Below are 25,729 nucleotides of genomic sequence, written 5' to 3'. Positions count from 1 at the left end.
CCGGCCACTGGTTAGGGTTGTCAATTCAAGGCGTACCCCCCGGATCGCAGGCATGCGGCGCGCCTCGGTTCGGTCGGGAACGCCCGATTCATGCCGCTCTCGGGGTGGCCGACCGAAAGGACGGCCGGGGGACGGCAAAGGCGGCGGATAGGTGACCGAGGCAGACCAGAAGATGCCCTTTCGTAAACCGGACGAGGAGGGCGGGCGTCCCACAGACGTGACCGAGACCCTCGTGGCCAGGGGCGCGGCCGGCGCCGTCGCCGTCGCCTGGGACGCCGACCAGGCGGTGACCGCCCTCTACAGCGCCAACTACCGCTCGCTGGTGCGGCTCGCCGCGATGCTCGTGCGGGACGCGGGAACGGCCGAGGAAGTCGTCCAGGACGCGTTCGTCGCGATGCACGGCGGCTGGCGGCGCCTCCGGGACCCCGACAAGGCCCTGTCGTACCTGCGGCAGTCGGTGGTGAACCGGTCCCGGTCGGTGCTGCGCCACCGCGCCGTCGTCGAGAAGTACGCTCCCAAGGGGCTCCCGGACATGCCGAGCGCGGAGGCCGGGGCCATCGGGGAGCTGGAGCGTTCGGCGGTGATCGACGCGCTCTCCCGGCTCCCACCGCGCCAGCGGGAGGCGCTCGTCCTGCGCTACTACGGTGACCTCTCGGAAGCCGAGATCGCGAACGCCATGGGGATCTCCCGCGGCGCGGTCAAGAGTCATACCGCACGCGGCATGACCGCCCTACGCAACGTCCTGGAGCAGTTCTCATGACCACCGACCCCCACGACGACCACGGCGAGATCCTTCGCCGGGTTCTGAACGCGGAGGCGGATTCGGTCACCCCCTCCGACGACGGCCTGGAGCGCATCCGGGCCCGGATCGCGGCCGAAGGCGGGCGCCGCCGCAGGTTTCCCGGCCGGTTCGGGCCCGCCAGGTTCGGGCCGGCGGGCCTCACCGTGGGCTGGGCGCGCCCCGTGCTCGCCGTCGCCGCGGCCGTCGCGATCGCCGGGTTCGGCGTCACGGCGGGCCCGCAGACGATCGACCTGATCCAGCACACCGTCAACGGCGACGGCCCGTCCCGCGGCGGCGGCGACGACACCGACGGCGACCGCACCGGCGCGAACCCGCCGCCCGTCGTCCCCGGGGACCCGTCGTCGCCCGCGCCGACGACGTCCACCGCGCCGAGCACGTCCGAGGAGGCCGGGGAGCCGTCGTCGTCGCCCGGGCTGTCCTCGTGCGTCATCCCGCGCGGCGGCACGGCCCCGTCCGGCACACCGTCGCCGGACACGACGCCGACGTCCGCCCCGTCCGGCGGGACGCAGTGCCCGGGCGGCCATACGCCCACCACGTCGCCCACCGACCCGCCGCCGTCGACGCCCACCCCGCCCGACCCCTCGCCGGAGCCGAGCGACGAGCAGACGCCGACGCCCAGCGACACCCCGTCGACCACGAAGCAGCAGGACGCCGGGCAGGCCGGTCCCTGACCGGGCGGCCGCCCCGGCGGCGCGTCACCAGCGGCCGGTCGCGGCCTGCAGGACGGCGGCCGCCGCGACCCCGGCCGCCGGGGTGCGCGGCCCCGTCGGGCCGAGCCGCACCGGGCGTCCCCCGGCCGCGCCGAACGCGGCCAGCTCGTCCTCGGAGATCCCGCCCTCGGGCCCGACCACCAGGACGACCTCCCCCGACGCGGGCGGACGGACGCCGCTGAGCGGCTCGGCGGCCCCCTCGTGCAGGACGAGCGCGGCGGACGCGTCCGCGAGCCGCCGCGCGACGTCGGCGGTCGACGCGAGCCCGGGCACGTGCGGCAGGCGGCTCCGCCGGGCCTGCTTGCCGGCCTCCCGGGCGGCGTTCCGCCAGCGGGCCAGGGCCTTCTCGCGGCGCTCGGGACGCCACTGGGTGACGCACCGGGCGGCGGCCCACGGGACGATCTCGTCCACGCCCGCCTCGGTCATCGTCTCCACCGCCAGCTCGCCCCGGTCGCCCTTCGGCAGCGCCTGCACGACGACCAGGCGGGGCTCCGGCGGCGGCTCGCGGTGCCGGGCCGCGACCTCCAGCGTGAGGGACGCCCGGTCGGCCGCCGTGACGACGCACTCCGCGAGCAGCCCCGCCCCGTCGGTGAGGTCGACGCGCTCCCCCGGCCGCAGCCGCCGCACGGTCGCGGCGTGCCGCCCCTCGGGGCCGTCCAGGACGACGCGGTCGCGTTCCAGCGCGGCCGTCCCGGCGAGGAACACCGGCGGACTCATCGCACTCCCCCAACGTCACCGGACCCCGGGGGCGCGGGCGCGTCCCCGGGGTCCTCATCGGCACCGTCACGGCCTTCCCGGTAGGCCGTCACCGTCTCTCTTCAGTGCTGGTTGAACACGTCCCGCAGGCGGGAGAACATCCCGCGCTGCCCCGGCGCGAACTTGCCGGGCGGGCGCTCCTCGCCGCGCAGCGCGGCGAGCCGCCGCAGCAGCTCCTCCTGCTCCTCGTCGAGCTTGCCGGGCGTCTCCACGTTCACGTGGATCATCAGGTCGCCGCGTCCGCTCTCGTTGAGGTGCCGCACGCCCCGGTTGTAGAGGGTGATCACCTGGCCGGACTGCGTGCCCGGCTTGATGTCGATCTCCTCCGCCGCGTCGAGCGTCTCGATCGTGACGCTGGTGCCGAGCGCCGCCGCCGTCATCGGGATCTCGACCGTGCAGTGCAGGTCGTCGCCCTCCCGCTCGAAGATCGGGTGCGCGCGCTCCACGATCTCCAGGAACAGGTCGCCGGGCGGGCCGCCGCCGGGGCCGACCTCGCCCTCGCCGGCGAGCTGGATGTGGATGCCGTTCTCCACGCCCGCCGGGATCTTGACCTTGACGGTGCGCCGGGTGCGGACGCGGCCGTCCCCGGAGCACTCGGTGCACGGCGTGCGGATCACCGAGCCGAAGCCGCCGCACGCCGGGCAGGGCCGGGCCGTCATGACCTGGCCCAGGAACGAGCGCTGCACCTGCTGCACCTCGCCGCGCCCGTGGCAGGTGTCGCAGGTGTCCGGGTGGGTGCCGGGCGCGCAGCCCGTCGCCTCGCACGCCGAGCACGCGACCGCGGTGTCCACGGTCAGCTCCCGGGTGGTGCCGAACGCGGTCTCCGACAGGTCGAGCTCGACCCGCAGCGTCGCGTTGCGCCCGCGCCGCGCCCGCGACCGGGGGCCGCGCGACGCCGACGTCCCGAAGAACGCGTCCATGATGTCGCTGAAGGGGAACCCGGCGCCGCCGAACCCGCCGGCGCCGCCCCCGCCGCCGCCGGGCGCGAACGGGTCCGCGCCCAGGTCGTACATCTCCCGCTTCTTCGGGTCGGAGAGCACCTCGTACGCCTGGGTGATCTCCTTGAACTTCTCCTGGGTATCCGGGTCGGGGTTGACGTCCGGGTGGAGTTCCCGCGCGAGCCGGCGATAGGCCTTCTTGACCTCGTCGGCGGTCGCGTTCCGCCCGACCCCCAGGGTCGCGTAGTAGTCGTTGGCCACCTTACGACCCCGCCAGGATCTGTCCCACGTAGCGTGCCACTGCCCGTACCGCTCCCATCGTGCTGGGGTAATCCATGCGTGTAGGCCCGAGCACTCCCAGCCGGGCCAGCGTGAGGTCGCCGACGCCGTAGTCGGCGGCGACGACCGAGGTCGATCGGAGCCCCAATTCGGGGTTCTCGGTGCCGATCCGCACCGTAACAGTAGAGGAGTCGCCGGACTCGCCGAGCAGCCGCATCAGCACCACCTGCTCCTCCAGCGCGACCAGCACCTCCCGCAGGCTCTGCGAGAAGTCCACCGCCGCGAGGTTCGCCGCGCCGGCGAAGACGATCTTCTCCTCGTGCCGTTCGACGAGCGTCTCCAGCAGCACCGACAGCACCGCGGCCGCCACCGGCCGCTCGTCCGGCCCGACCTTGTCCGGCAGGTCCGCGACGGCGGTCGGCACCTCGCCGAGCCCGAGCCCGTCCAGGCACGTGTTGAGCAACGCCCGCAGGTGCCCGATCGATTCCTCGGAGATCTCGCCGGGCGTCTCGATGACCCGCTGCTCCACCCGTCCGGTGTCGGTGATCAGGACGAGCAGCAGCCGGCTCTCGGCCACCCGCACCAGTTCGACGTGCCGCACCGTCGACCGCGTCAGCGACGGGTACTGCACCACCGCGACCTGCCGGGTCAGCTGCGCGAGCAGCTTCACCGTCCGGCCGACGACGTCGTCGAGGTCGTACGCGCCGGACAGGAACGTCTCGATCGCGCGCCGCTCCGGCGCCGACAGCGGCTTGATCGTCGACAGCCGGTCGACGAACAGCCGGTACCCCTTGTCGGTGGGGACGCGGCCCGCACTCGTGTGCGGCTGCGCGATGTACCCCTGCTCCTCCAGAACCGCCATGTCGTTCCGGATCGTGGCGGGGGACACGCCGAGGTTGTGCCGGTCCGCCAAGGACTTGGAGCCCACGGGTTCGTTCGTGGACACGAAGTCCTCGACGATGGCGCGCAGGACCGCGAGCTTCCGGTCGTCCAGCACGTTGTCACCTCCCTCGTGCGCTGCCACTGGCCCCCCGATCAACCGGCGCCGTCCGGCCCCGTGCCGCTGGCACTCCTTACTCCTGAGTGCCAAGTGTACGACCCGCGGGGGCTCTTCTGGAGGGTCCCGGCCCCGGCGGCGGCGCGATCCTATCCGGATCGGCGCCACGCCGAGCGACCGGGGACGACGCCGCCCGCGGCCGCCCTCCGGTTAATGTGCGGACCTGTGCGGAGTAAGGACTACGGCAACGACGTGCTGTCCGGCGACTGGCGCAGGCCCCGCAAGGGCCTCGTGCCCGAGATCCCGGCCGAGCCGGGGCTGGTCGCCGAGGATCCGGACAGCGGATTCTGCGGCGCCGTCGTGGCCTGCGACAAGTTCGGCGTCACCCTGGAGGACCGCTTCGGCAAGCGGCGCGTGTTCCCGCTCACCAAGGCGGGCTTCCTGATCGACGGCGCCCCGGTCACGCTCGTCCGCCCCGAGGCGGCCCCGCGCCGCCCGGCGCGCTCGGCGTCCGGCTCCGTCGCCGTCCGGGGCCTGCGCGCGCAGGTCGCCAAGGAGAGCCGCATCTACGTCGAGGGCGTGCACGACGCGGAACTGGTCGAGAAGATCTGGGGCCACGACCTCCGCGTCGAGGGCGTCGTCGTCGAGTACCTGGAGGGCGTGGACGACCTCCCCGCGATCGTCGACGAGTTCGGCCCCGCGGAGAGCCGCCGCCTCGGCGTCCTCGTCGACCACCTCGTCGAGGGCTCCAAGGAGAGCCGCATCGCCGCGCGGGTCTCGTCCCCGCACGTCCTGGTCACCGGCCACCCGTTCGTCGACGTGTGGGAGGCCGTCAAGCCCGCCGCCGTCGGCATCCCCGCCTGGCCCCGCGTCCCCCGCGGCGTCCCGTGGAAGGAGGGCGTCCTGGACGCCCTCGGCTGGGCGCCCGACACGGGCGCCGCCTGGAAGCGCATCCTCGGCTCCGTCACCGCCTACACCGACCTCGAACCCGCCCTCCTGGGCCGCGTCGAAGAACTGATCGACTTCGTGACCGCCCCCTGATCCCCCGCCCGACCGTCAGCACAGGTCCCGGACGACCGCGTCCGCCAGGAGGCGGCCGCGGCGGGTGAGGACGGCGCGGCCCGCGGCGTACGGGGCCCGTTCGAGGAGGCCGTCGGCGACGAGGCGGCGGACCGCGGCGTCGTCGAGGAGGGCGGTGGGGCAGCCGTCGGCGAGCCGGATCTCGAGCATGATGCGCTCGAAGCGGCGGTCGTCGGCGTCGAGGATCTCGCGGGCGTGGGCGGGGGTGACGCCCTCGGCGAGGCGGGACGCGTAGGCGGCGGGGTGCTTGACGTTCCACCAGCGGGTGCCGCCGACGTGGCTGTGCGCGCCCGGGCCGACGCCCCACCAGTCGGCGCCCGTCCAGTACAGGAGGTTGTGGCGGCAGGCGGCGTCGGGGCCCGTCGCCCAGTTGGAGATCTCGTACCAGTGCAGGCCGTGCGCGGAGAGCAGGTCGTCGGCCAGCAGGTACCGGTCGGCCATGGCGTCGTCGTCGGGCGCCGCCAGCTCGCCGCGGCGGACCTGCGCGGCCAGCCGGGTGCCCTCCTCGACGATCAGCGCGTAGGCGGACACGTGGTCGGGGTCGGACTCCAGGGCCGCCTCCAGGGACGCGCGCCAGTCGTCGTCGGTCTCCCCCGGGGTGCCGTAGATGAGGTCCAGGTTGATGTGCTCGAACCCCGCCTTGCGCGTCCAGTCGACCACCTGGGGGACGCGTCCGGGCGTGTGGGTCCGGTCCAGGACGGCCAGGACGTGCTCGCGCGCGCTCTGCATGCCGTACGAGACGCGGGTGAAGCCGGCCTCGCGGAGCGCGCCGAGGTACGCCTCGTCCACCGACTCGGGGTTCGCCTCGGTGGTGATCTCCGCGTCGGGCGCCAGGCCGAACTCGGCGTCGATCGCGGCGAGGACGCGGCCCAGGTCGTCCGGGGCGAGGAGGGTGGGGGTGCCGCCGCCGACGAAGACCGTCCGGACGGGCAGGTCGGCGTCGCCGAGGACGCGCCGCGCCATCCGGACCTCCGCGACGGCGGTGTCGGCGTAGGAGTCGCGGCTCGCGCCCGGCCCCAGCTCGGCGGCCGTGTAGGTGTTGAAGTCGCAGTAGCCGCAGCGGGTCACGCAGAACGGGACGTGCACGTAGAACGCGAAGGGCCGCGTGCCCAGGCCGTCGAGGGCGCCGGACGGCAGGGCGCCGTCGGCCGGTACGGGGTCGCCGTCGGGCAGGGTCGCGGGCATGCTCCCAGTCTGCCGCGCGCGGGGGCGTGGTCAGGCCAGGCGGAGCTTCTCCCGCAGCCAGCCGGGGATGTACTCGTCGGCGCGCGGGAACCGGTCCAGGTCCTGCGCGTAGGCGGACGGCGGCAGCGGGGGGACGAAGTCGGGTTCGCCGTCGTAGTCGAACTCGGCGCTGAACCGTCCGGACCGTTCGACGCGCAGCCGGGCGGTGAACCACGCGCCCTTCCCCCGCCGGTACATGACGCGGCGCAGTTCGTCCATCTTGCCGACGGCGTGGCCGGGCGGCATGGCGGTGCGGCGCTCCCCGTCGGCGTCGACGATCTCGAAGGACGCGCAGTCGATGCCGACGATGGCGCGGAAGTCCAGCCCGAGGCGCTCCCAGCCGGCGGGGGCCGCCGACCGCAGCGCGCGGACCGCGCCGTTCACCGTGTCCCGCTCCTTGGGGGAACGCAGAACCTGCTCGGAGTGGGCCACCCTCGAACCTCCGCTACCCGTCGCGGCCACTGCCCTCCGACCGTACCGACATCGGCGCCCGGGGCGAACGGCCTGCCGCGTGTCGCGCGGGAACGTCCGCGAGCCGCGCGGACGATCTTGGACGAGCCGGGCGCGAGCCGGGCGGGCGCCGGGCGGGGCGCGCCCCGGATAGGCTCGTCCGATGCGTATCGAGGCGGGGACCGGGCGGCCGCCGGCGCGGGTGCTGCTGCGCGGCGGCCCGGACGGCTGGCACTGCACGGTCGTGGACGACGCGGGCGGCGAGGGCCGCACCGACCTGCCGGCGTCCGGGACGCGCTGGAACCCGGGCGGACGGCGGAACGACCCGGAGCCGCCGTGGTGGCGCGGGCGCCTCGCCGACACGGCGGACGGCCTGCGCCGGCTCGTCGACGAGGGGCTGACGGACGCGACGTTCGGCGCGTTCGGCGCCGAGGCCGCGATCAGCTGGTTCGCCGTCGACGAGCCCGTCGCGTGGGAGGGCCTCGTCACCCTCGCCGAGCCGGATCCGGCGCGGTTCCCCGGGAAGGTGCCGCCGTTCGTCGTCACGCTCGAACCGGGGCGCGGCGCGGTGCTCCCGGACGCGCACCTGCTGTTCTCCACCCGCGCCGCGGACGCGTGGACCACGCTCGACGCCGTCGCCGAGCACTGCGGGACGCCCGCGCCGCGGGACGCGTTCGTGTGCGGCTTCGCCGCGCACCGCAGCGTGCGGGTCGGCCGCGGGTCCCTGGCGCTGTCGACCGAGGAGGGCGCGGACGGCGTCGAGCGGCTCGCCGAGATCGTCGGCACCCGCGGGCCCGGCTGGGGCGGCAACCCGGAGCTGCGCCTGCGCCTGGACGGCGTCGACCTGCTCGACGACCCCGCCGCCGACGTCGTCACCCTCTTCCGGGACCTCGGCCACGAGGTCGTCGAGCGCGGCCGGACGGCGCGGATCCCCGCGATGGGCCTCGGCCTGCACGAGCCGGACCCGCCGGCGCCGCGGGCCGGCCGTTTCACGACGGTCTCCCTGCACTTCCCGTCCGCTCCCGGGCACCGCGGCCGCTGACGGCCCGGGCGTCCGGCCCCGGCCGCCGCGGCCCGCGGACGGCGCGGCGCAACGGATCCGTCACCCGCGAGGAACCGATCCGTCACCGTGCCGCGACCCGGCGGCCCTACGTTCCCGATCATGGGAAGCCGCGCGCGCCACGCCGCCTCGTTTCTGACCGCCGCCCTCGCGGCCGCGCCCCTCGCGCTCGTCCCCGGGACGGCCGCGCGCGCCGCCGCGCCGGGCACGATCGTCCTGGAGCGGGACGGCGGCGCCCGGACGATCGCGTTCACCGCGGACCGGGCCGGGGAGGCGGTGCTCGGCTTCACCGCGGCGGCGCCGGGCGTCTCCTGGGGCCGGGCGGGCGCCGAGTCCGCCGTGGTGGCGGTCGCGGTGGACGGGCGGCACGTCACCGACGTCGTCGTCCCGTCGTCCGATCCGGTGCCGCGCGGCTTCGGGCTCGGGCACGTCGAGGAGGGCCCGCACGAGGTGACGCTGCGGTTCGCCGACGCGAGCGCCGCCGCGGCCCGGAGCGTGGCGCTCGCGGCCCCGCGCGTCGCCGTGCCGGAGGCCGGGCAGCTCGCGCTGCGGCACGCGCCGGTGATCGTCGGGCGGACGGGCTGGCCGTTCGGCGACCCGCGGCAGAACGCGCGGACCGACGCGCCGCTCGTCGCGTGGCACGAGACGCGGCCCGCGGCGACCGCCGGGCACCGCGTCATCGAGTACTCGCTGGTGTGGAGCAACGAGGACGGCGGCACCGACACGCCCGGCCTGCTCGCGCGGTGGGGCCGGACGAGCGACATCGAGTGGACGTACCGGGTCGAGGTGGACGCGTCGGGCGCCCGGGTGCCGGGGACCGCCGTCTACCACGGGCCGTTCCACGTCACGCTGAACTTCGCGGGCCGGTACGAGCGGGACCATCCGGTGCTGCAGACGTGCACGCAGAACAACAACCTGTGCGACGTGGTCTCCCCGGGCGCGCCGCTGCGGTTCCTGCCGGACGCGTCCCGCACCCGCCCGGACGGCCGCGCCCGCGAGGCCGTCATGGACCGCGAGCCGTGGACGTACCGGGTGATGGCGCAGGAACTCGTGCGGGAGGGCAAGGTCGAAGCGCCGTCCGACCCCGCGACGCCCGAGGCCGGCGACCCCCGCGCCTACCTGTTCGTCGAGTTCGCCATGGACGTCGGGGCCGGGACGGCGATCGGGTCCGCGCCGGGCCTCGCGCTCGGCGTGCGGCTGAAGGGCGACCCGTCCGTCCTGTACCGGTCCGACCACGGGCGGGCCGACCGGACGATCGGGCGCGACGGGGCCGTCGCCACCGCCGTCGAGCTGCCGCCGGGCACCCGGACGTCCGACATCGCGAGCGTGAAGGCCGTGCGGCGGCCGACCGGGCTCGGCGACGACCGCGCCCCGATCACCGTCACCGCGATCCACCGGGCCTTCATGCTGGACGACGCGTTCCTGCCGGGCCCGTCCGCGCTCACCTGGGACGGGGCCGTCGCGCTCACGCCCGCGGAGCCGTCGGCCGTCCTGTGGCGCGGGTGATCCCCGCCGCAATTCGGGAACCGGCGCGAACTTCGGGCGCGTCCAAGGAGTCGTAGAGTTCACCACCGAACCACGGACGGCGAAGGCGCGACGTCGGAGAGGAGCCCGCCATGGCCTACGGGCCTCCCCCCTCGCAGGGCCAGGGACAGCCCGGGCAGGCACCCTGGCAGCAGCCCGGCAACCTGTGGCAGCAGCAGCAGCCGCCCGGCGCACCGCCGCCCGGGCCCGCACCCGGTCCCGGCCCGCAGCAGCCGCCCGGGCGGCCGCCGCGGACGCGGCCGATGCCCGGCCACTACGGCCCGGTCGCCGACGACGAGCGGACCTGGTCGCTGATGGCCTACGTCGGGCAGTTCCTCGTCGGCGCGATCGCGCCGGCGATCGTCTACCTCGGCAAGCCGCGCTCGGCGTTCGCCCGGCGGCACGCCGCGCAGGGCCTCAACATGGGGCTGGCGGCCCTCGCCGTCTGGATCGTCGGCGGGCTGCTGTCGCTGGCCGTGGAAGTGCTCATCTGGGTGCCGCTGGTCTTCACCGCGGTCGTGATGTTCTTCCTGGTGTACGCGGGACGGGCCGCCAACCGCGGCGAGTTCCGGCGCGTGCCGGTCCCGGTGGCCTGGCCGCTGATCAAGAAGTAGCGACGGGCGGGCCCCGGTCCCGGGGAGCCGAGCGCTCCCGCCGGGCCGGGGCCCCCGGCGCGCACGCCTACTTCTTGCCCTTGTCTCCGGTCTCGCTCCCGCCGCCGGTGGACAGCGCCGCGACGAAGGCTTCCTGCGGGACGTCCACCCGCCCGATGGTCTTCATCCGCTTCTTGCCCTCCTTCTGCTTCTCCAGCAGCTTCCGCTTGCGGGAGATGTCGCCGCCGTAGCACTTGGCGAGGACGTCCTTGCGGATGGCGCGGATGTTCTCCCGGGCGATGATGCGGGCGCCCACGGCCGCCTGGATCGGCACCTCGTACTGCTGCCGCGGGATCAGCTCCTTGAGCTTCGCCGTCATCATCAGCCCGTACTCGCGGGACTTCTCCCGGTGGACGATCTGGCTGAACGCGTCGACGGACTCGCCCTGCAGCAGGATGTCGACCTTCACCAGGTCGGACTCCTTCTCCCCGCTGGGCTCGTAGTCCAGCGAGGCGTACCCGCGGGTCCGCGTCTTGAGCTGGTCGTAGAAGTCGAAGATGATCTCGGCGAGCGGCAGCGTGTAGCGGATCTCGACCCGTTCGGGCGACAGGTAGTCCATGCCGAGCAGCTCGCCGCGCCGCCCCTGGCACAGCTCCATGATCGCGCCGATGTGCTCGGACGGCGACAGCAGCGTCGCCTTCACGATCGGCTCGTACACCGCGCCGACCTTGCCCTCGGGGAACTCGCTGGGGTTCGTGACGACGTGCTCGGTGCCGTCCTCCATCACCGCGCGGTACACGACGTTCGGCGCGGTGGAGATCAGCGACAGGTTGAACTCGCGCTCCAGCCGCTCCCGGACGATCTCCATGTGCAGGAGCCCGAGGAACCCGCAGCGGAACCCGAACCCGAGCGCCGCCGACGTCTCCGGCTCGTACACCAGCGCGGCGTCGTTCAGCCGCAGCTTCTCCAGCGCCTCGCGCAGGTCGGGGTACTGGTCGCCGTCCACCGGGTACAGGCCGGAGAACACCATCGGCTTCGGGTCCTGGTAGCCGCCGAGCGGCTCGGGCGCCGCCTTGGACGCGGTCGTCACGGTGTCGCCGACGCGCGCCTGCCGGACGTCCTTCACCCCGGTGATCAGGTAGCCGACCTCGCCGACGCCGAGCCCGCCGACCGGCTTGGGCTCCGGCGCGATCACGCCGACCTCGAGGGTCTCGTGCGCGGCGCCCGTCGACATCATCAGGCTCTTCTCGCGGCGCGACAGGTGCCCGTCGATGATCCGGACGTACGTGACGACGCCCCGGTAGGTGTCGTACACCGAGTCGAAGATCAGCGCGCGGGCCGGGCCGTCCGGGTCGCCGACCGGCGCCGGGACCGTCTCGACGATCCGGTCCAGCAGCTCGGCGACGCCCTCGCCCGTCTTGCCGGACACCCGCAGGACGTCGGACGGGTCGCAGCCGATGATGCCCGCGATCTCCTCGGCGTACTTGTCGGGCTGCGCCGCGGGCAGGTCGATCTTGTTGAGGACCGGGATCAGGTGCAGGTCGGCCTCGATCGCCAGGTACAGGTTCGCGAGCGTCTGCGCCTCGATGCCCTGCGCCGCGTCCACCAGCAGGACCGCGCCCTCGCACGCCGCCAGCGACCGCGACACCTCGTAGGAGAAGTCGACGTGGCCGGGGGTGTCGATCAGGTTCAGGACGTGCTCGACGCCGTCGCGCGTCCACGGCAGCCGGACCGCCTGGCTCTTGATCGTGATGCCGCGCTCGCGCTCGATGTCCATGCGGTCGAGGTACTGGGCGCGCATCTGGCGCTCCTCGACGACGCCGGTCAACTGCAGCATCCGGTCCGCCAGCGTCGACTTTCCATGGTCGATGTGCGCGATGATGCAGAAGTTGCGGATGATCGCGGGATCGGTCTTGTTGGGCTCAGGCGCTGCCACCGGGGTCCGTTTCGCAAACTCACTCGGGGTGTGGACATGGGTTCTGTACCTCCCATGGTCCCATGCCCCGCGCGATGCTCCGTGCACGGCCCGGTTTGGGGCGGGCCCCGGTGATTGCTAAGCTGTGCGACTGCGTGTGGCGTACCGTCGTGCCCCGGGGGCACCGACACCGACCGCCCCCGTCAGACATTTCGTCAGAGCCTGCCGGCGCGCAGGCGAGGATCGCGACCCAAGCTGAGGCACTACGACGTGGCTAACATCAAGTCCCAGATCAAGCGCAACAAGCAGAACGAGAAGGCCCGCCTGCGCAACAAGGCCGTCAAGTCCGAGCTGAAGACGGCGATCCGCAAGTTCCGCGAGGCCGCCGACGCCGGCAACGTCGAGGGCGCCGTCGCCGCGCAGCGCAGCGCCGCCCGCAAGCTCGACAAGGCCGCCAGCAAGGGCGTCATCCACAAGAACCAGGCCGCGAACCGCAAGTCGGCGATCGCCAAGCGCACCGCCGAGCTGCAGGCCAAGTAAGGCCGCACCACGCGTCCGGGGCCGGTCCGAACGGACCGGCCCCGAAGCGTGTCCGGAGACGGGACGATGGACGAGCGGGAGCCGGGCGAGGACGAGCGCCGCGCCGTGCGGGTCTCGAAGTACCTCGCCCGCCACCTGCGGCACCGCCCCGGCGACATCGGCCTCGTGCTCGACCGGGAGGGCTGGGCCGACGTCGGCGAACTCCTCGCGGCCGCCGCGCGGCACGGCTTCCCCATCGGGCGCGGCGAACTCGAACGGGTCGTGGCGTCCGACGGCAAGGGCCGCTACGCCCTCGACGGCGACCGGATCCGCGCCGTGCAGGGCCACTCGGTGCCCGTCGAGCTGAACCTTCCCGTCACTCCCCCGCCGGACCTGCTGTACCACGGCACCGTCGGACGGTCCGTCGCCGCGATCAGGCGCGAGGGCCTGCGGCCGATGGGGCGCCACGCCGTCCACCTGTCCCCCGACCGCGAGACGGCGCTGCGGGTGGGCGCGCGCCGCGGCGTCCCGGTCGTCCTCGTCGTGCGGGCCGGCCGGATGGCCGCCGACGGGCACGAGTTCCGCGTCACCTCGAACGGGGTGTGGCTGACCGCGTCCGTTCCGCCCCGATATCTCTGCTGAGCCGCCGCGCGACGTCCGTCCAGGCGGGGACGTGCCGCACCCAGTCCGGCGCGGTCTCCTGCGGGCCGAACAGGTACAGGTGCGGGACGGTCCCGCGCAGGGCCCGGTGCACGTCGAGCCGATCGTCGATCATGTGGGTGATCCCGAGTTCCGCGCAGTGCACGGCCTTCTCCGCGCGTTTCCTGCAGAAGCGCACGTTCTCCCGCGGGAGGCCCGTCCGGCGGTAGAAGTCGTGGTGGTCGAGCCAGGCGAGCGTCCGCGCCCGCACCCGGTCGCCCGCCTTGGAGATGATCCAGGCGCGCCCGCCGACGAGCGCGACCAGCTCCGGCAGGACGTCGAACGCGCCGTCCGTCGCCGGGGACGCCAGCGCCTCCTCCAGCGAGCCGCCGAGGAACGCCGTGTCCGCGCGCCCCGGCGCCCGCGCGCCGCCCTGGATCACCCTGCCGAAGTCGATGCCGAGCCGAGGTTCGATGGTCATGCCACGACCATCCGGCATCCGGCGCTCGAACAGAACTATGGATCTCGCGCCCGGCTATAGTCCACGGTTATGGACCTGGACCGGGTGTCCACCGACGCGCTCGCCTCGTTCGCGGTGTTCGCCGACCACCTCAACTTCACCCGCGCCGCCGAGGAGCTGCACATCTCGCAGCCCGCCCTGCACGTCAAGGTGCGGAAACTCGCCGAGACGCTCGGCCGCCCGCTCTACACGCGGCACGGGCGGCGCCTCGCGCTGACCCCGGCGGGCGAGGCCGCCGCCCGGTTCGCCCGCGACCTCGACGCCCGCGTCGCGTCCTTCCTCGCCGACCTGCACGGCACCGCCCGCGCGCCCACGCTGGCCGCCGGGGAGGGCGCCTACCTGTACCTGCTGGGCGGCGTCGTCCGGCCCGGAGTCCGGCTGATCAACGGGGACCGGCCCCGCACCCTCGCCGCCGTCCGCACCGGCCGCGCCGACGTGGGCGTCGCCGTCCTCGACGTCCTGCCCGCCGACCTCACCGCCACCGTGCTCGCCACGTACCCGCAGGTCCTCGTCATGCCCGCGGACCATCCGCTCGCCGCCTCCCCCGCCCTCTCCCTCGCCGACCTCGCCGGCACGGCCCTGATCGTCCCGCCGCCCACCGGCCCGCACCGGGTCGCCCTCGAACGCGCCCTGCGCGCCGCGGACGTCCCCTGGTCGGTCGCCGTCGAGGCCGAGGGGTGGCCGCTGATGCTGCACTTCGTCGCCCTAGGCGTCGGCCTCGCCGTCGTGAACGGCTGCGTCGCCCCTTCCCCCGGACTGGTCGCCCGCGAGATCATCGACCTCCCCGCCGTCGCCTACCACGCCCTGCACCTGCCGTCCCGCGCCGACGACCCGCTCGTCACCGACCTGCTGTCGGCCATCCGCGCCGGCCTCCGGAGTCCCTGATGCGTTTCGAGATCATCGTCGACGTCGCCGCTCCACCCGAACGGGTCTGGAACCTCCTGTCCGACGTCGAACGGCTGCCCGCCCTGACCCCGTCGATGGAGAGCGTCGAACTGCTCGACGGCCCTCTCCGGGCCGGCGCGCGCGCCCGCGTCCGGCAGCCGCGCCTCGCCCGGGCCGTGTGGACGGTCACCGAGGTCACCGACGGCGAGTCGTTCACCTGGGAGTCGCGCGCCCCGGGCGTGACCACCACCGGCGGGCACCTGGTCCGACCCGCCGCGGACGGCGCGACCCTGCACCTCACGCTCGTCCAGTCGGGCCCGCTCGCCCCCGTGCTCGGCCTGCTCTTCGGCCGCCGCGCCCGCGCCTACGTCACGATGGAGGCGAACGGCGTGAAGAAAGCCGCCGAAACGGCCTAGCCCGGACGCTCCTCCGTGGGCAGCCACGCCCCGTGCAGCTCCAGCGGCACGCGCACCGGGACGCGGACGCGCGCGACGGGGCCGCCGCCGGGGTCCCGGTCCGCGAACACGAGCAGCAGCGAGGCGAGGTCGGTGCGGTCGGTGGCGAAGGTCAGCCAGTAGCCGCCGTCGGCGCCGGGCGCGAAGACCGGCTCGCCGACCGCGAGGTCCCCCGCCTCCCACGTCCGGACGTCCAGGCCGTCGCCCCGCACGTCGTACCAGCGCAGCGCGTCGTACTCGCCGGGCGGCAGGTCCCGCGCCCGCCCGCTCCCGGCCGCCGCGGCGATCCGGCGGTGCGGACCGGTGAGGTCCCGGTCGTCCACGCGGGGGAACTCCACGCACGCGTCGTCCAGCAGGTCCCGCCGCACCGTCCCGGCGCCCGGGTCGAGGACGGCGCGGGCGAGGCCGTGCGGCGCCCCGCCGGGCGCCGCCGGGCGCGGGCCGAGCCCGGGAGCGGGCCACTGCACGTAGTCGAGCACGACCCGTCCCCCGGCGTCGTGGGCGTTGACGGTGTGCCACACCCAGAAGGCGTCGTCGTGCGCCCACCGCACGGGACCGCCGTCGCGCGGGATGAGCGCGATCCGCGTGCCCCGCCCGGGCCGCCAGTCCAGGCCCGCACTCGTCCAGACGGAACCGCACCCACCCCACCAACCGGACGCCCCAGCGCACCGCGCACGAACCAGCCGCGGGCGCGCTCCAAGCACCCACCACCCCGGGCGACGTCCGGCGGAAAGCCCGGCCGGCCGTCAGCCACGGGCGGCGACGATCTCCATAGCCGTCCACACCAACGCGCGCGGCGCACCACCGGCCCGCGCGGCGCGATGCCCCGCCGCGTGCTGCAAGCGGAAGCCGCATCCGCTTCATGAGCCGGACGCCAGCAGCCACGTGATGCGGGCACCGGCCTCGGACGGCGCGATGCCAGGCCGCGCTCGTCCAGGCGGAGTCGGCGTCGGTTCTGCCGAGCGGACGTTCCTCGCGCGCGGCGCACGGGCGGGCAGCAGGCGGGGCCCTATCGAGAGCCCGGCCGGGCCGTCAGCCGCGGGCGGCGACGATTTTCGCGACCGTTCGCTCCAGCGCGTATGCGGGGTCGGCGGCGGCGCCCTTGACGGCCGCGTCGGCCTCGGCGACGGCCGTCATCGCCTGCGCGACGCCGTCCGCGGACCAGGCCCGGAGCTGCTTCTGCACGCGGTCGATCTTCCACGGGGGCATGCCCAGGTCCTTGGCGAGGGCCGCGCCGCGGGCGCCTCGCGGTGCGCCGCCCACCTTGGCGAGCCCGCGGACGCCCTGCGCCAGCGCGCTCACGATCAGCACCGGGGGGACGCCCGTCGCGAGCGCCCACCGGAGCTGCTCGAGCGCGTCGGCGAGCCGGCCCTCGATGGCCTTGTCCGCGACGGTGAAGCCGCTGACCTCCGCCCGTCCCCGGTAGTACCGGGCCACCGCGGCGTCGTCGATCTTCCCGCCCGTGTCGGCGACGAGCTGGCTGCACGCCGCCGCCAGCTCCCGCAGGTCGTTCCCGACGGCGTCGATCAGCCCGCGCGCGCCGTCCGCCGAGATCTTGCCGCCCGCGTCGCGGATCTCGGCACGGACGAAGTCGACCCGTTCGCCGACCTTGGTCACCTTCGGGCACGTGATCTTGCGTGCCTTGAGCTTCGTCAGCCCGTCCACCAGCGCCTTGCCCTTGGCGCCCCCGGGGTGCAGGGCCACGAGCACCACGTCGTCGGCGGGCGTCTTGGCGTACTTCAGCACCTCCGCGGTGAGGTCCTTGCCGAGGTCCTGCGCCGAGCGGATGACGAGCACCTTGCCGCCGCCGAACAGCGACGGCGACGTCAGCTCCGAGATCCGTCCGGGTTCCAGCCCGCCGGGCGCGAGATCGATCACCTCGGTGTCCGGGTCCCCCGCCCGCGCGGACGCGACGATGTCGCCGACCGCGCGCTCGACCAGCAGCTCTTCGTCACCGACGACCAGGATGATGGGCTCAACCGACACACCAGCAGCATGCCACGCCCCCGCACCCGCCCGCGCCAGACGCACGCGACGGGTCATTTCCGGGAGACGGTGGCGACGCCGGCGGCGGTGGGGACGACGGCGATGTCTCCTTCGCGGTCGGTGCGGTGGACGCGGACGCGCAGGTCGCGCAGGAGGGCGAGGGTCGCGGGCGACGGGTGGCCGTAGTCGTTGCCGCGGCCGACGGAGATGAGCGCGACGGACGCCCGCGCCGCCGCCAGGAAGCGGCGGTCCTGGCTGCGGGACCCGTGGTGCGGGACCTTCAGGACCTGGACGGGCGGCACGGCGCCCGCGAGGACGCGCTGGGCGTCGGCCTCGATGTCGCCCGCGAGCAGGGCGCTGAACCCCGGGCCGCGCGCCACCAGCACGACGCTCGCGTTGTTGATGGTGCTGCCGTCGTCGCCCCGGGACAGCGGCGGGCCGGTCGCGAGGGGCGCGATGACCGCGAGGGCGAGGTCGCCGACGCGCCAGGTCTGGCCGGGCAGGGCGGGGCGGGCGGGGACGCCGCGGGCCGTGCGGGCGGCGCGGCCGGACGTGCGCGGGGTCGTCAGGACCCGCCGGACCGTGCGGCCGTCGCGGACGCCGGGCGTCCCGTCCACGTGGTCGGCGTGCGGGTGGGTGATGACCAGGAGCGGGACGTCGGAGATCCGCAGGCGGTCGAGGCAGGCGTCGACCGGGCCCGGTTCGGGACCCGCGTCGACCACGACCGCGCGGCCGGGCCCGGCCGCGAGGACGACGGCGTCGCCCTGCCCGACGTCGCAGGCCACCATCCGCCAGCCGGGCGGGGGCCATCCGGGCGCCGTGACCCGCAGGGCGATCACCGCGACGAGGATCCCGGTCAGGAGGGCGGCCACGACGAGCCGTGCGCGGGAGCTGCGCAGGACGAGCACGACCGCGGCCGCCGCCGCCAGCAGGCTCGCGGCGCCGAGCCCGCCCGCGAGCCAGGGCACCGTGGCGTACGGGAGGTCGGCGGTGACGCGCGCGACCCCGATGATCCAGCCGACGGCGAGGCCCGCGGGGCGGACGAGCAGCCGGGCGAGCGGCGGCGAGAGCGGCGCGACCACGGCGGCGAGCGCACCGAGCAGCGTGGCGGGCGCCACGGCGGGCGCGGCCAGCAGGTTGGCGAGCACCGACACGACACCGACCTCTCCGGACAGCGTGACGAGGATCGGGGCGACGGCCGTCTGCGCCGCCGCGGCGACCGCCAGGGCGTCCGCCAGCGGCCCGGGGAGGCGGCGGGCGAGCCGCTCCCGCCAGGGCGGCGCGAGCACGAGCAGCCCCGCGGTCGCCGCGACCGACAGCGCGAACCCGTACGAGCGCGCCAGCGCGGGGTCGATCAGGACGAGCAGCAGCACCGCGGCGCCGAGGGCGGGCAGTCCCTGGCGGCGGCGCCCGGCGAGCAGGGCGAGCAGCCCCACGACGCCCATGACGGCCGCGCGCAGGACGCTCGGGTCCGGCCGCGCCACGATGACGAACGCGCAGACGGCGACGACGGCGAGGGGCGGCGCGCGGCGGCCGAGCCCCACGAGGCGGCACAGGCCCACGACCGCGCCGATCACGATCGCGAGGTTCGCGCCGGACACGACGAGGAGGTGCGTGAGACCGGCCGTGCGGAAGTCGTCGGCGAGGTCGGGCGGGATGCGGGACGTGTCGCCGACGACCATCGCGGGCAGCACTCCGCGCTGCCCCGGCGGAAGGACGTCCGTGGTGGCGCGCAGCTCGGCGCGGACGGCCTCGGCGGCCCGCTGCACCCCGGACGGCGGCGACAGCACGGACGGCGCCCCGCGGACGAGCACCACGGCCGCCAGGAGCCGGTCGTCGCGGGGCTCGCGGAACCTGCCGGTGAACCGCACCCGCTGGCTGGGCACGAGGTCGAGCCGGCGGTGGCCGTGCACGATGAGCAGGACCGGGACGCGGACGTCGGTGCCCCGCACGCGCTCCACGCGCGCCCGGATCGTGATCGTCCGCCGTGTCCCGCCGGTGGCCTGCGGGTCGCCGGTGACGACGGCCTCGGCGGTCGCGGTGCGTCCGGCGCGGGCCAGGTCGGGCACCGGGCCGGTGCCGACCGCCGTGGCGCGCAACGCGACCCCGGCCGCGGCCGCCGCGGCGCAGGCGAGCACCGCTCCGAGGAAGAGAGGGCGCGCCCCGGGCCGGCGCGGGACGAGAACGGCGACGGCCGCGAGCGCCGCGCCGGCCGCAAGGGCGTAGGACACCGCCGGCGCGAACCCGATGGCCACCGCGGCGGTGAGCCACGCCGCCAGGGCCGGGACGACGAGCCGCACATCATGCGTCATCCCGCTCCCCCCGGTTCCCGCCGCTCCCCAGCTCCCGGCGTGCGGCGACAAGCCCCGACCGCCCGCGTCCGCCAAACCGCGACGCGCCCCCGACGGTTCCTGCCGAATGCCTTATCGCCGCGCCCGCCACAGAACCGCCCAGACGCGAGCCACAAGAACGAACCCCGCCGTACGGCCGCCAACCCAACGCGCGCCCGACGGCTCTCGCCGATTGCCTCATCGCGGCGTGCGGCGCGGGATCGTCCAGGTGTGGGAGGCGACGAGCGTCGGTGGATGGCAGCGGGGGCGCCCCTGTCTCCTCGTGGTCTCGCCTCGGGCGTGTGCGGGGACGGGGCGGTGGGGCTTTGTGGTCGGTCATACGCTGACCTTGGGTTCGAGGTCGGCGAAGCGGCTTGCGCCGATGCCGTTGACGTCCTGGAGCTGGTCCACGGAGCGGAAGCCGCCGTTCCGGGTGCGGTACTCGATGATGCGGGCGGCCAGGACGGGACCCACGCCGGGGAGGTCGTCGAGCTGGTCGACGGTGGCGGTGTTGAGGTTCACCGGCGCGCCGCCGGGCGACGGCGCGCCGGGGGCCGGGGCCCCGGGGGCCGGGGCGCCGGGCGGCGGGGTGGGGGCGGGGACGCCCACCGGGATCTGCTCGCCGTCCACCACTTTGCGGGCGAGGTTGAGCGGGCCGGTCTCGGCGCCCCGGCGCACCCCGCCCGCCGCTTTGATCGCTTCGGCGACGCGGGAGTCGGCCGGGAGGGTGATCACGCCCGGCTTCCGCACCTTCCCGAGGACGTGCACGACGACCGTGCCGGTGGGGGGCGTGGACGGGCCGGGGCCGGCGGACGGCTCCGGGGCGGCGGGTCCGGCGGCGAGGGACGCGACGCCCGCGTCGGGGGCGGGTGCGGCGTCGGGGCGGGGCCGGGAGGCCCACAGGTAGCCGGCGGCGACCACGGCGGCGATCACGGCGAGGAGGACGAGCGCGCGGACGCCCGGGCGGTCGGGTGCCGCGCGTAAGCGGGCGGCGGGCGGGTCGGGCGGGGGCGGGTCTCGCGGGGGCGCGTCCCGCACGGGGGCGACGAGTGCCTGGAGGCGGTCGGTGGCCTTCATGCCGCCGACGTTAGGAGCCCGCGGCGGGACGCCGTCCGGGAATCAGGGGCTGTGGATAACTTCGTCGGGGGTCAGGGCTGGACGGGGACGCCGCCGCGCCACACGCGCTGGGCGCGGAGGCCGAAGGCCCAGGCGAAGGCGCCCTCGTGGTCGGCGTCCCAGAGCACGATGTCGGCGAGCATGCCGGGGGCGAGGGAGCCGCGGTCGCCGTAGCGGAGGGCGGCGGCGCCGCCGAGGGTGGCGGCGCGGAGCGCCTCGGTGACGCTGAGGCCGAACATGGCGACGGCGAGGCCGATGACCAGCGGCATGGAGGTGATGCCGCACTGGCCCGGGTTGTGGTCGGTGCCGAGGGCGACGGTGACGCCGCGGTCGAGCATCTGCCGGACGGGCGCGGGGGCGCGGCTGCTGTTGAGCGCGCTGCCGGGGCAGACGGTGGCGGTGACGCCGGCGTGGGCGAGGGCCTTGATGTCGTCGTCGTTGGCCTGGGTGAGCAGGTCGGCGGAGGCGCAGCCGACCTCGGCGGCGACCTGGGCGGCGCCGACGCGCTCGTTGGCGCAGGCGTGCATGCGGGCCTTCAGGCCGGCGCGCTTGCCGGTGAGCAGGAGGGCGCGGGCCTCCTCGGCGGTGAAGTGGCCCTCGTCGCAGTAGACGTCGATGCTGTCGGCGCCCGCGACGGCGGCGTCGCCGGCCCAGAGGCGGACGGCTTCGATGTAGTCGCGGCGGCGGCCGAAGAACTCGGGCGGGAGGATGTGGGCCGCGAGGAACGTCGCGTGGATGCGGGGCATCGAGGGCTCGGACTCGAGGGAGCGCAGCATCCGGATGTCGGCGAGTTCGCCGTCGCGGGTGAGGTGGTAGCCGGTCTTGGCCTCGACGGTGGTGGTCCCGCCGATGATCCACTGGCGGAGGCGTTCGCGGACGCCGTTGCACAGGGTCCAGGGGTCGGTGCCGCGGGTGACGGTGACGGTCGAGTTGACGCCGCCGCCGGCGGCCGCGATGGCCGAGTGGGACGAGCCGCTGGTGCGCATGGCGAGTTCGGCCCAGCGGTTCCCCGCGTAGACGGGGTGGGCGTGGGCGTCGATGAGCCCGGGGGTGACGAGGCCGCCACCGAGGTTCTCCACGTGGTCGACGTCGACGATGTCGTCGATGACGCCGGGGACGCTCTGCGGGAGGTCGGACGCCGGGCCGGCCCAGACGATCCGGTCGTCGTGGATGAGCACGGCGGCGTTGCTGCAGACGTCGGTGCCCGTCCAGAGCCTGCCGATGTTCGTCAACAGCCGTACCGTCATTGGTTCACCGGCCCTGATGAGACGACGTACCGGACGCCATGAAGTGGTCCACCTGCTCTCGATCCGAAACGCCGACTGGGTGCCGGCGATTCACCGCTGGAGGGTCGGGTGGCCGTGCGGCCACCACAGGCAACGAGACCGGAGATATCGGTTCCGTCACGGTAGTGCACCGAAGGCCCGTCAGACAACCTTTCATCGACGGCACGTCGCCTCGCCCATAGCCCTATGACCGTACGGAATTCGACCGCACCGTCAAGTCGATTGGCGAACCTGTCACCGTACGGCGACCGTGCGTCCATTCTGGAATGGCCTCAATTCAGCGGTTTCTCGACCGAAAACCCCGCCGGACGGTGTCCGGCGGGGTTCGCGTACGCGGTGCGGGCGCGGGGTCAGGCGGGCGCGGCCTCGAAGCGGGCGAGGTCGGCGGCGAGGTCGTCGGGGACCCGCGCGTGCAGCAGCGTGCCCTCGGCGACGTGCTCCTGCTTGAGGACTTCGCCGCGCTCGTGCACCTGCGCGACCAGGTCGCCGCGCTCGTACGGGACGAGCACGTGCAGTTCGGCCTCGAGGCCGGGCAGCCCGGCCTCGATCGCGGCGCGCAGTTCGTCGATGCCGAACCCGGTGCGGGCGGAGACGACGACGCTGTTCGGCTCGCGGCGCTGGAGCCGGGCGAGCGCGAGCCCGTCGGCGGCGTCCGCCTTGTTGATGACGATGAGCTCGGGGATGCCGTGGGCGTCGATCTCGCGCAGGACCTCGCGGACGGCGGCGATCTGCGCCTCCGGTTCGGGGTCGGAGCCGTCCACGACGTGCAGGATCAGGCCCGCGTCGGAGACCTCCTCCAGCGTCGAGCGGAACGCCTCGACGAGCTGGTGCGGCAGGTGCCGGACGAACCCGACGGTGTCGGCCAGCGTGTAGGCGCGGCCGCCGGGGGTCTCAGCGCGCCGGACGGTGGGGTCGAGGGTGGCGAACAGCGCGTTCTCCACCAGCACCCCGGCGCCGGTGAGCCGGTTGAGCAGGGACGACTTGCCCGCGTTGGTGTAGCCGGCGATGGCGACCGCCGGCACTTCGTGGCGGCGCCGGCCGCCGCGCTTGGTGTCGCGCGACTTGGACATCTCGGCGATCTGCCGGCGCAGCTTGGCCATCCGGGTGCGGATCCGCCGCCGGTCCAGCTCGATCTTGGTCTCGCCGGGGCCGCGGCCGCCGATCCCGACGCCGCCGGCGGCGCGGCCGCCGACCTGCCGGGACAGGTTGCCGCCCCAGCCGCGCAGGCGGGGCAGGAGGTAGTCGAGCTGCGCCAGCTCGACCTGCGCCTTGCCCTCGCGGCTCTTGGCGTGCTGGGCGAAGATGTCGAGGATCAGGGCCGTCCGGTCGATGACCTTGACCTGGACGGTGTCCTCCAGGTGGCGGAGCTGGCTCGGGGCGAGCTCGCCGTCGCAGATGACGGTGTCGGCGCCGGTCGCGATGACGACGTCGCGCAGTTCGGCGGCCTTGCCGGATCCGATGTAGGTGGCGGGGTCGGGGCGGGAGCGCCGCTGCACGAGGCCCTCCAGCACTTCGGAGCCGGCCGTCTCGGCGAGCAGCGCGAGCTCGCGCAGCGAGTTCTCGGCGGCCTCGGCGGTGCCTTCGGTCCAGACGCCCACCAGGACGACCCGCTCCAGTCGCAGGGAACGGTATTCGACCTCGGTGACGTCGGTCAGCTCGGTGGAGAGTCCGGCGACGCGGCGCAGTGCCCGCCGGTCTTCGAGGTCGAGCTCGCCGGTCATCGGCTCGAGCTCGTCCATGGTCTGGTCTGCGGTGAAAGGTTGAGTCATATGTCCTCGGTAGAACGCCGCGGCGCGGCTGTGTCTTCCCGACGATCGTCTCACGGGCCGTCCCGCGCGTCACCTGCTTATGGGCCGCCTTATGGGCCGCTTCCGCGCGACGGTTGCCGCGGGCGGCGGCGGGGAGATCGGGAGGGGGGCGGCCGGGGGCGCACCCGCTTTGACCGGCGCGCGAACCGCCGAGTAACGTTCTCCACGTAACAGAAACGGAATTTCGCTATACGAAAGGGCGGGCAGATGGGCAACCAGGACGGCATCGAGATCACCGGGCCGCTCGGCGACCGGTACGAGGAGATCCTGACGCCGGAGGCGCTCGGTCTGCTCGCCGCGCTCCAGCGCGAGCTGGGCGGGCGGCGCAAGGAGCTGCTCGCGGCCCGCGCGGAGCGGCAGCGGCGGCTGTCGGAGGGCGGCACGCTCGACTTCCTCCCCGAGACGGCGGAGATCCGGGCGGACGACTCGTGGCGCGTCGCCGACCCGGCGCCGGGGCTCGAGGACCGCCGCGTCGAGATCACCGGCCCGACGGACCGGAAGATGACGATCAACGCGCTGAACTCGGGCGCGAAGGTGTGGCTGGCCGACTTCGAGGACGCCAACACCCCGCTGTGGAACAACATGGTCGAGGGGCAGCTCAACCTGCGGGACGCCCTCGACCGCACGATCGACTTCACCGACGCCAAGAGCGGCAAGTCGTACGCGCTCAAGGACGACGCCGAGCTGGCGACCATCGTCGTCCGGCCGCGCGGCTGGCACATGGAGGAGAAGCACCTGCTGATCGACGGCGAGCCCATGTCCGGGTCGCTGTTCGACTTCGGCCTGTACTTCTTCCACTGCGCGCAGCGGCAGATCGACAAGGGCCGGGGCCCGTACTTCTACCTGCCGAAGATGGAGGCGCACCAGGAGGCGCGGCTCTGGAACGACGCGTTCAACCTGGCCCAGGACCGCCTGGGCGTTCCGCGCGGGACGATCCGGGCGACCGTCCTGATCGAGACGATCCCGGCCGCGTTCGAGATGGAGGAGATCCTCTACGAACTGCGCGACCACTCCGCCGGGCTGAACGCGGGCCGCTGGGACTACCTCTTCTCGGTGATCAAGAAGTTCCGGGACCGCGGCGCCGAGTTCGTCCTGCCCGAGCGCAACGCGATCACGATGACCGCGCCGTTCATGCGCGCCTACACCGAGCTGCTGGTGCGCAGCTGCCACAAGCGCGGCGCGCACGCGATCGGCGGCATGGCGGCGTTCATCCCGTCCCGCCGGGACGAGGAGGTCAACAAGGTCGCGCTGGAGAAGGTGCGGGCGGACAAGACGCGCGAGTCCGGCGACGGCTTCGACGGTTCGTGGGTCGCGCACCCCGACCTCGTCCCGGTCTGCCGCGAGGTCTTCGACGGCGTGCTGGGCGACAAGCCGAACCAGCGCGACCGGCTCCGCGAGGACGTGGACGTCACGGCGGCCGACCTGCTCAACGTCAAGGCCACCCCGGGCGACATCACCGAGGCGGGGCTGCGCAACAACATCGACGTGGCGCTGCGCTACCTGGCCACCTGGCTGGACGGCGCGGGCGCGGTCGCCATCCACAACCTGATGGAGGACGCGGCCACCGCGGAGATCTCCCGCTCGCAGGTGTGGCAGTGGATCTACAACGGCGTCTCCACCGCCGAGGGCCAGAAGATCACCAAGGAGTGGGTGGAGCGGCTGCTGGAGGAGGAGCTGGGCAAGATCCGCGCCGAGCTGGGCGACGCGTTCAACGAGCCCCGCTACAACGAGGCCGTGGCGCTGTTCAAGGAGGTCACGCTCGCCGACGCGTACTCCGAGTTCCTCACCACCCCCGCCTACGAGCGGATGGGCTGATCCGGCCGACGGCCGGACCGGCCGCGGCGGCCCGGGACGCGT

General features: G+C 74.7%; 24 protein-coding genes. 11 read left to right on the top strand and 13 right to left on the bottom strand.

Annotation, left to right across the window (positions count from 1 at the left end; translation table 11 throughout):
- Positions 1 to 217 precede the first annotated feature (217 nt).
- Together H505_RS0134425 and H505_RS48350 are read left to right on the top strand one after the other, a co-directional pair.
- The gene (locus H505_RS0134425; RefSeq protein ID WP_051301494.1) at positions 218 to 760 is read left to right on the top strand and encodes a SigE family RNA polymerase sigma factor; all 543 of its coding nucleotides are present in this window, start codon (positions 218 to 220) and stop codon (positions 758 to 760) included.
- On the top strand, positions 757 to 1,473 hold the full coding sequence (locus H505_RS48350) for a hypothetical protein (protein WP_051301493.1): 717 nt from the start codon (positions 757 to 759) through the stop codon (positions 1,471 to 1,473). Before H505_RS0134425 ends, H505_RS48350 begins: the two co-directional genes overlap by 4 nt.
- A gap of 24 nt (positions 1,474 to 1,497) precedes the next feature.
- Here H505_RS48350 and H505_RS0134415 read toward each other — a convergent pair whose 3' ends face one another.
- The 3 genes from H505_RS0134415 to hrcA form a co-directional block, all read right to left on the bottom strand.
- Positions 1,498 to 2,229: a 16S rRNA (uracil(1498)-N(3))-methyltransferase gene (locus H505_RS0134415; protein ID WP_026405570.1), complete on the bottom strand. Its 732-nt coding sequence runs from the start codon at positions 2,227 to 2,229 to the stop codon at positions 1,498 to 1,500.
- 101 nt (positions 2,230 to 2,330) lie between these two features.
- Positions 2,331 to 3,467: a molecular chaperone DnaJ gene (gene dnaJ / locus H505_RS0134410; RefSeq protein WP_026405569.1), complete on the bottom strand. Its 1,137-nt coding sequence runs from the start codon at positions 3,465 to 3,467 to the stop codon at positions 2,331 to 2,333.
- A gap of 1 nt (position 3,468) precedes the next feature.
- Positions 3,469 to 4,482 carry a heat-inducible transcriptional repressor HrcA gene (gene hrcA / locus H505_RS0134405; protein ID WP_026405568.1) on the bottom strand — a complete coding sequence of 338 codons (1,014 nt, stop codon included), beginning with the start codon at positions 4,480 to 4,482 and terminating at the stop codon, positions 3,469 to 3,471.
- Positions 4,483 to 4,707: 225 nt separating this feature from the next.
- Here hrcA and H505_RS0134400 point away from each other — a divergent pair, with 225 nt between their 5' ends.
- Positions 4,708 to 5,523 (top strand): DUF3097 domain-containing protein, encoded by an 816-nt coding sequence (locus H505_RS0134400; protein WP_026405567.1) that lies wholly within the window; start codon positions 4,708 to 4,710, stop codon positions 5,521 to 5,523.
- A gap of 15 nt (positions 5,524 to 5,538) precedes the next feature.
- On the opposite strand, the gene hemW is transcribed toward H505_RS0134400, so the two are convergent.
- Both hemW and H505_RS0134390 read right to left on the bottom strand, forming a co-directional pair.
- Complete coding sequence (hemW, locus tag H505_RS0134395) at positions 5,539 to 6,747, bottom strand: radical SAM family heme chaperone HemW (protein ID WP_026405566.1); 1,209 nt, start codon at positions 6,745 to 6,747, stop codon at positions 5,539 to 5,541.
- 30 nt (positions 6,748 to 6,777) lie between these two features.
- Complete coding sequence (locus tag H505_RS0134390; RefSeq protein ID WP_026405565.1) at positions 6,778 to 7,218, bottom strand: antitoxin YezG family protein; 441 nt, start codon at positions 7,216 to 7,218, stop codon at positions 6,778 to 6,780.
- 181 nt (positions 7,219 to 7,399) lie between these two features.
- Here H505_RS0134390 and H505_RS0134385 point away from each other — a divergent pair, with 181 nt between their 5' ends.
- The 3 genes from H505_RS0134385 to H505_RS46295 all read left to right on the top strand — a co-directional run bounded on the left by H505_RS0134385 (position 7,400) and on the right by H505_RS46295 (position 10,434).
- Entirely contained in the window at positions 7,400 to 8,278 is an 879-nt protein-coding gene (locus tag H505_RS0134385) for a hypothetical protein (RefSeq protein ID WP_026405564.1), read from the top strand.
- Positions 8,279 to 8,398: 120 nt separating this feature from the next.
- Entirely contained in the window at positions 8,399 to 9,802 is a 1,404-nt protein-coding gene (locus H505_RS0134380) for a hypothetical protein (protein WP_026405563.1), read from the top strand.
- A gap of 110 nt (positions 9,803 to 9,912) precedes the next feature.
- Entirely contained in the window at positions 9,913 to 10,434 is a 522-nt protein-coding gene (locus H505_RS46295; RefSeq protein WP_084551157.1) for a DUF4870 domain-containing protein, read from the top strand.
- A 67-nt stretch (positions 10,435 to 10,501) separates the two neighbouring features.
- On the opposite strand, the gene lepA is transcribed toward H505_RS46295, so the two are convergent.
- Entirely contained in the window at positions 10,502 to 12,349 is a 1,848-nt protein-coding gene (gene lepA, locus H505_RS0134370) for a translation elongation factor 4 (RefSeq protein ID WP_026405562.1), read from the bottom strand.
- Between the two features lie 249 nt (positions 12,350 to 12,598).
- Between lepA and rpsT the strand changes: the two genes are divergently transcribed.
- Together rpsT and H505_RS0134360 are read left to right on the top strand one after the other, a co-directional pair.
- The gene (rpsT, locus tag H505_RS0134365) at positions 12,599 to 12,868 is read left to right on the top strand and encodes a 30S ribosomal protein S20 (protein WP_026405561.1); all 270 of its coding nucleotides are present in this window, start codon (positions 12,599 to 12,601) and stop codon (positions 12,866 to 12,868) included.
- Between the two features lie 66 nt (positions 12,869 to 12,934).
- Positions 12,935 to 13,489: an RNA 2'-phosphotransferase gene (locus H505_RS0134360; RefSeq protein WP_026405560.1), complete on the top strand. Its 555-nt coding sequence runs from the start codon at positions 12,935 to 12,937 to the stop codon at positions 13,487 to 13,489.
- Here H505_RS0134360 and H505_RS46290 read toward each other — a convergent pair.
- Entirely contained in the window at positions 13,434 to 13,967 is a 534-nt protein-coding gene (locus H505_RS46290) for a hypothetical protein (RefSeq protein WP_034521266.1), read from the bottom strand. The genes H505_RS0134360 and H505_RS46290 overlap by 56 nt on opposite strands.
- A gap of 69 nt (positions 13,968 to 14,036) precedes the next feature.
- On the opposite strand from H505_RS46290, the gene H505_RS0134350 reads away from it, so the two are divergent.
- On the top strand, positions 14,037 to 14,891 hold the full coding sequence (locus H505_RS0134350; protein WP_026405559.1) for a LysR family transcriptional regulator: 855 nt from the start codon (positions 14,037 to 14,039) through the stop codon (positions 14,889 to 14,891).
- The gene (locus tag H505_RS0134345; RefSeq protein WP_026405558.1) at positions 14,891 to 15,307 is read left to right on the top strand and encodes an SRPBCC family protein; all 417 of its coding nucleotides are present in this window, start codon (positions 14,891 to 14,893) and stop codon (positions 15,305 to 15,307) included. Before H505_RS0134350 ends, H505_RS0134345 begins: the two co-directional genes overlap by 1 nt.
- Here H505_RS0134345 and H505_RS46285 read toward each other — a convergent pair.
- The 6 genes from H505_RS46285 to hflX form a co-directional block, all read right to left on the bottom strand.
- Positions 15,304 to 16,050, bottom strand: coding sequence for a carotenoid oxygenase family protein (locus H505_RS46285; protein WP_084551156.1), 747 nt, complete (start codon positions 16,048 to 16,050; stop codon positions 15,304 to 15,306). The genes H505_RS0134345 and H505_RS46285 overlap by 4 nt on opposite strands.
- 328 nt (positions 16,051 to 16,378) lie before the next feature.
- The gene (gene holA / locus H505_RS0134335) at positions 16,379 to 17,332 is read right to left on the bottom strand and encodes a DNA polymerase III subunit delta (protein WP_026405557.1); all 954 of its coding nucleotides are present in this window, start codon (positions 17,330 to 17,332) and stop codon (positions 16,379 to 16,381) included.
- A 53-nt stretch (positions 17,333 to 17,385) separates the two neighbouring features.
- Positions 17,386 to 19,644 (bottom strand): ComEC/Rec2 family competence protein, encoded by a 2,259-nt coding sequence (locus H505_RS0134330; protein WP_026405556.1) that lies wholly within the window; start codon positions 19,642 to 19,644, stop codon positions 17,386 to 17,388.
- Positions 19,645 to 19,998: 354 nt separating this feature from the next.
- The gene (locus H505_RS0134325; protein ID WP_026405555.1) at positions 19,999 to 20,739 is read right to left on the bottom strand and encodes a ComEA family DNA-binding protein; all 741 of its coding nucleotides are present in this window, start codon (positions 20,737 to 20,739) and stop codon (positions 19,999 to 20,001) included.
- 71 nt (positions 20,740 to 20,810) lie between these two features.
- Positions 20,811 to 22,025, bottom strand: a complete 1,215-nt coding sequence (hutI, locus tag H505_RS0134320) for an imidazolonepropionase (protein ID WP_026405554.1) — start codon at positions 22,023 to 22,025, stop codon at positions 20,811 to 20,813.
- A 389-nt stretch (positions 22,026 to 22,414) separates the two neighbouring features.
- Positions 22,415 to 23,833: a GTPase HflX gene (hflX, locus tag H505_RS0134315; protein ID WP_026405553.1), complete on the bottom strand. Its 1,419-nt coding sequence runs from the start codon at positions 23,831 to 23,833 to the stop codon at positions 22,415 to 22,417.
- Positions 23,834 to 24,079: 246 nt separating this feature from the next.
- Between hflX and aceB the strand changes: the two genes are divergently transcribed.
- A complete protein-coding gene (gene aceB, locus H505_RS0134305) occupies positions 24,080 to 25,687 on the top strand; it encodes a malate synthase A (protein ID WP_026405552.1) in 1,608 nt (535 codons plus the stop codon).
- Positions 25,688 to 25,729 lie beyond the last annotated feature (42 nt).

Origin of the sequence: Actinomadura rifamycini DSM 43936 (assembly GCF_000425065.1) — a bacterium.
In the GTDB taxonomy this organism is placed as follows: domain Bacteria; phylum Actinomycetota; class Actinomycetes; order Streptosporangiales; family Streptosporangiaceae; genus Spirillospora; species Spirillospora rifamycini.
The sequence above is the reverse complement of the archived record's forward strand: the minus strand, read 5'-3'. Positions and strand labels throughout refer to the sequence as shown.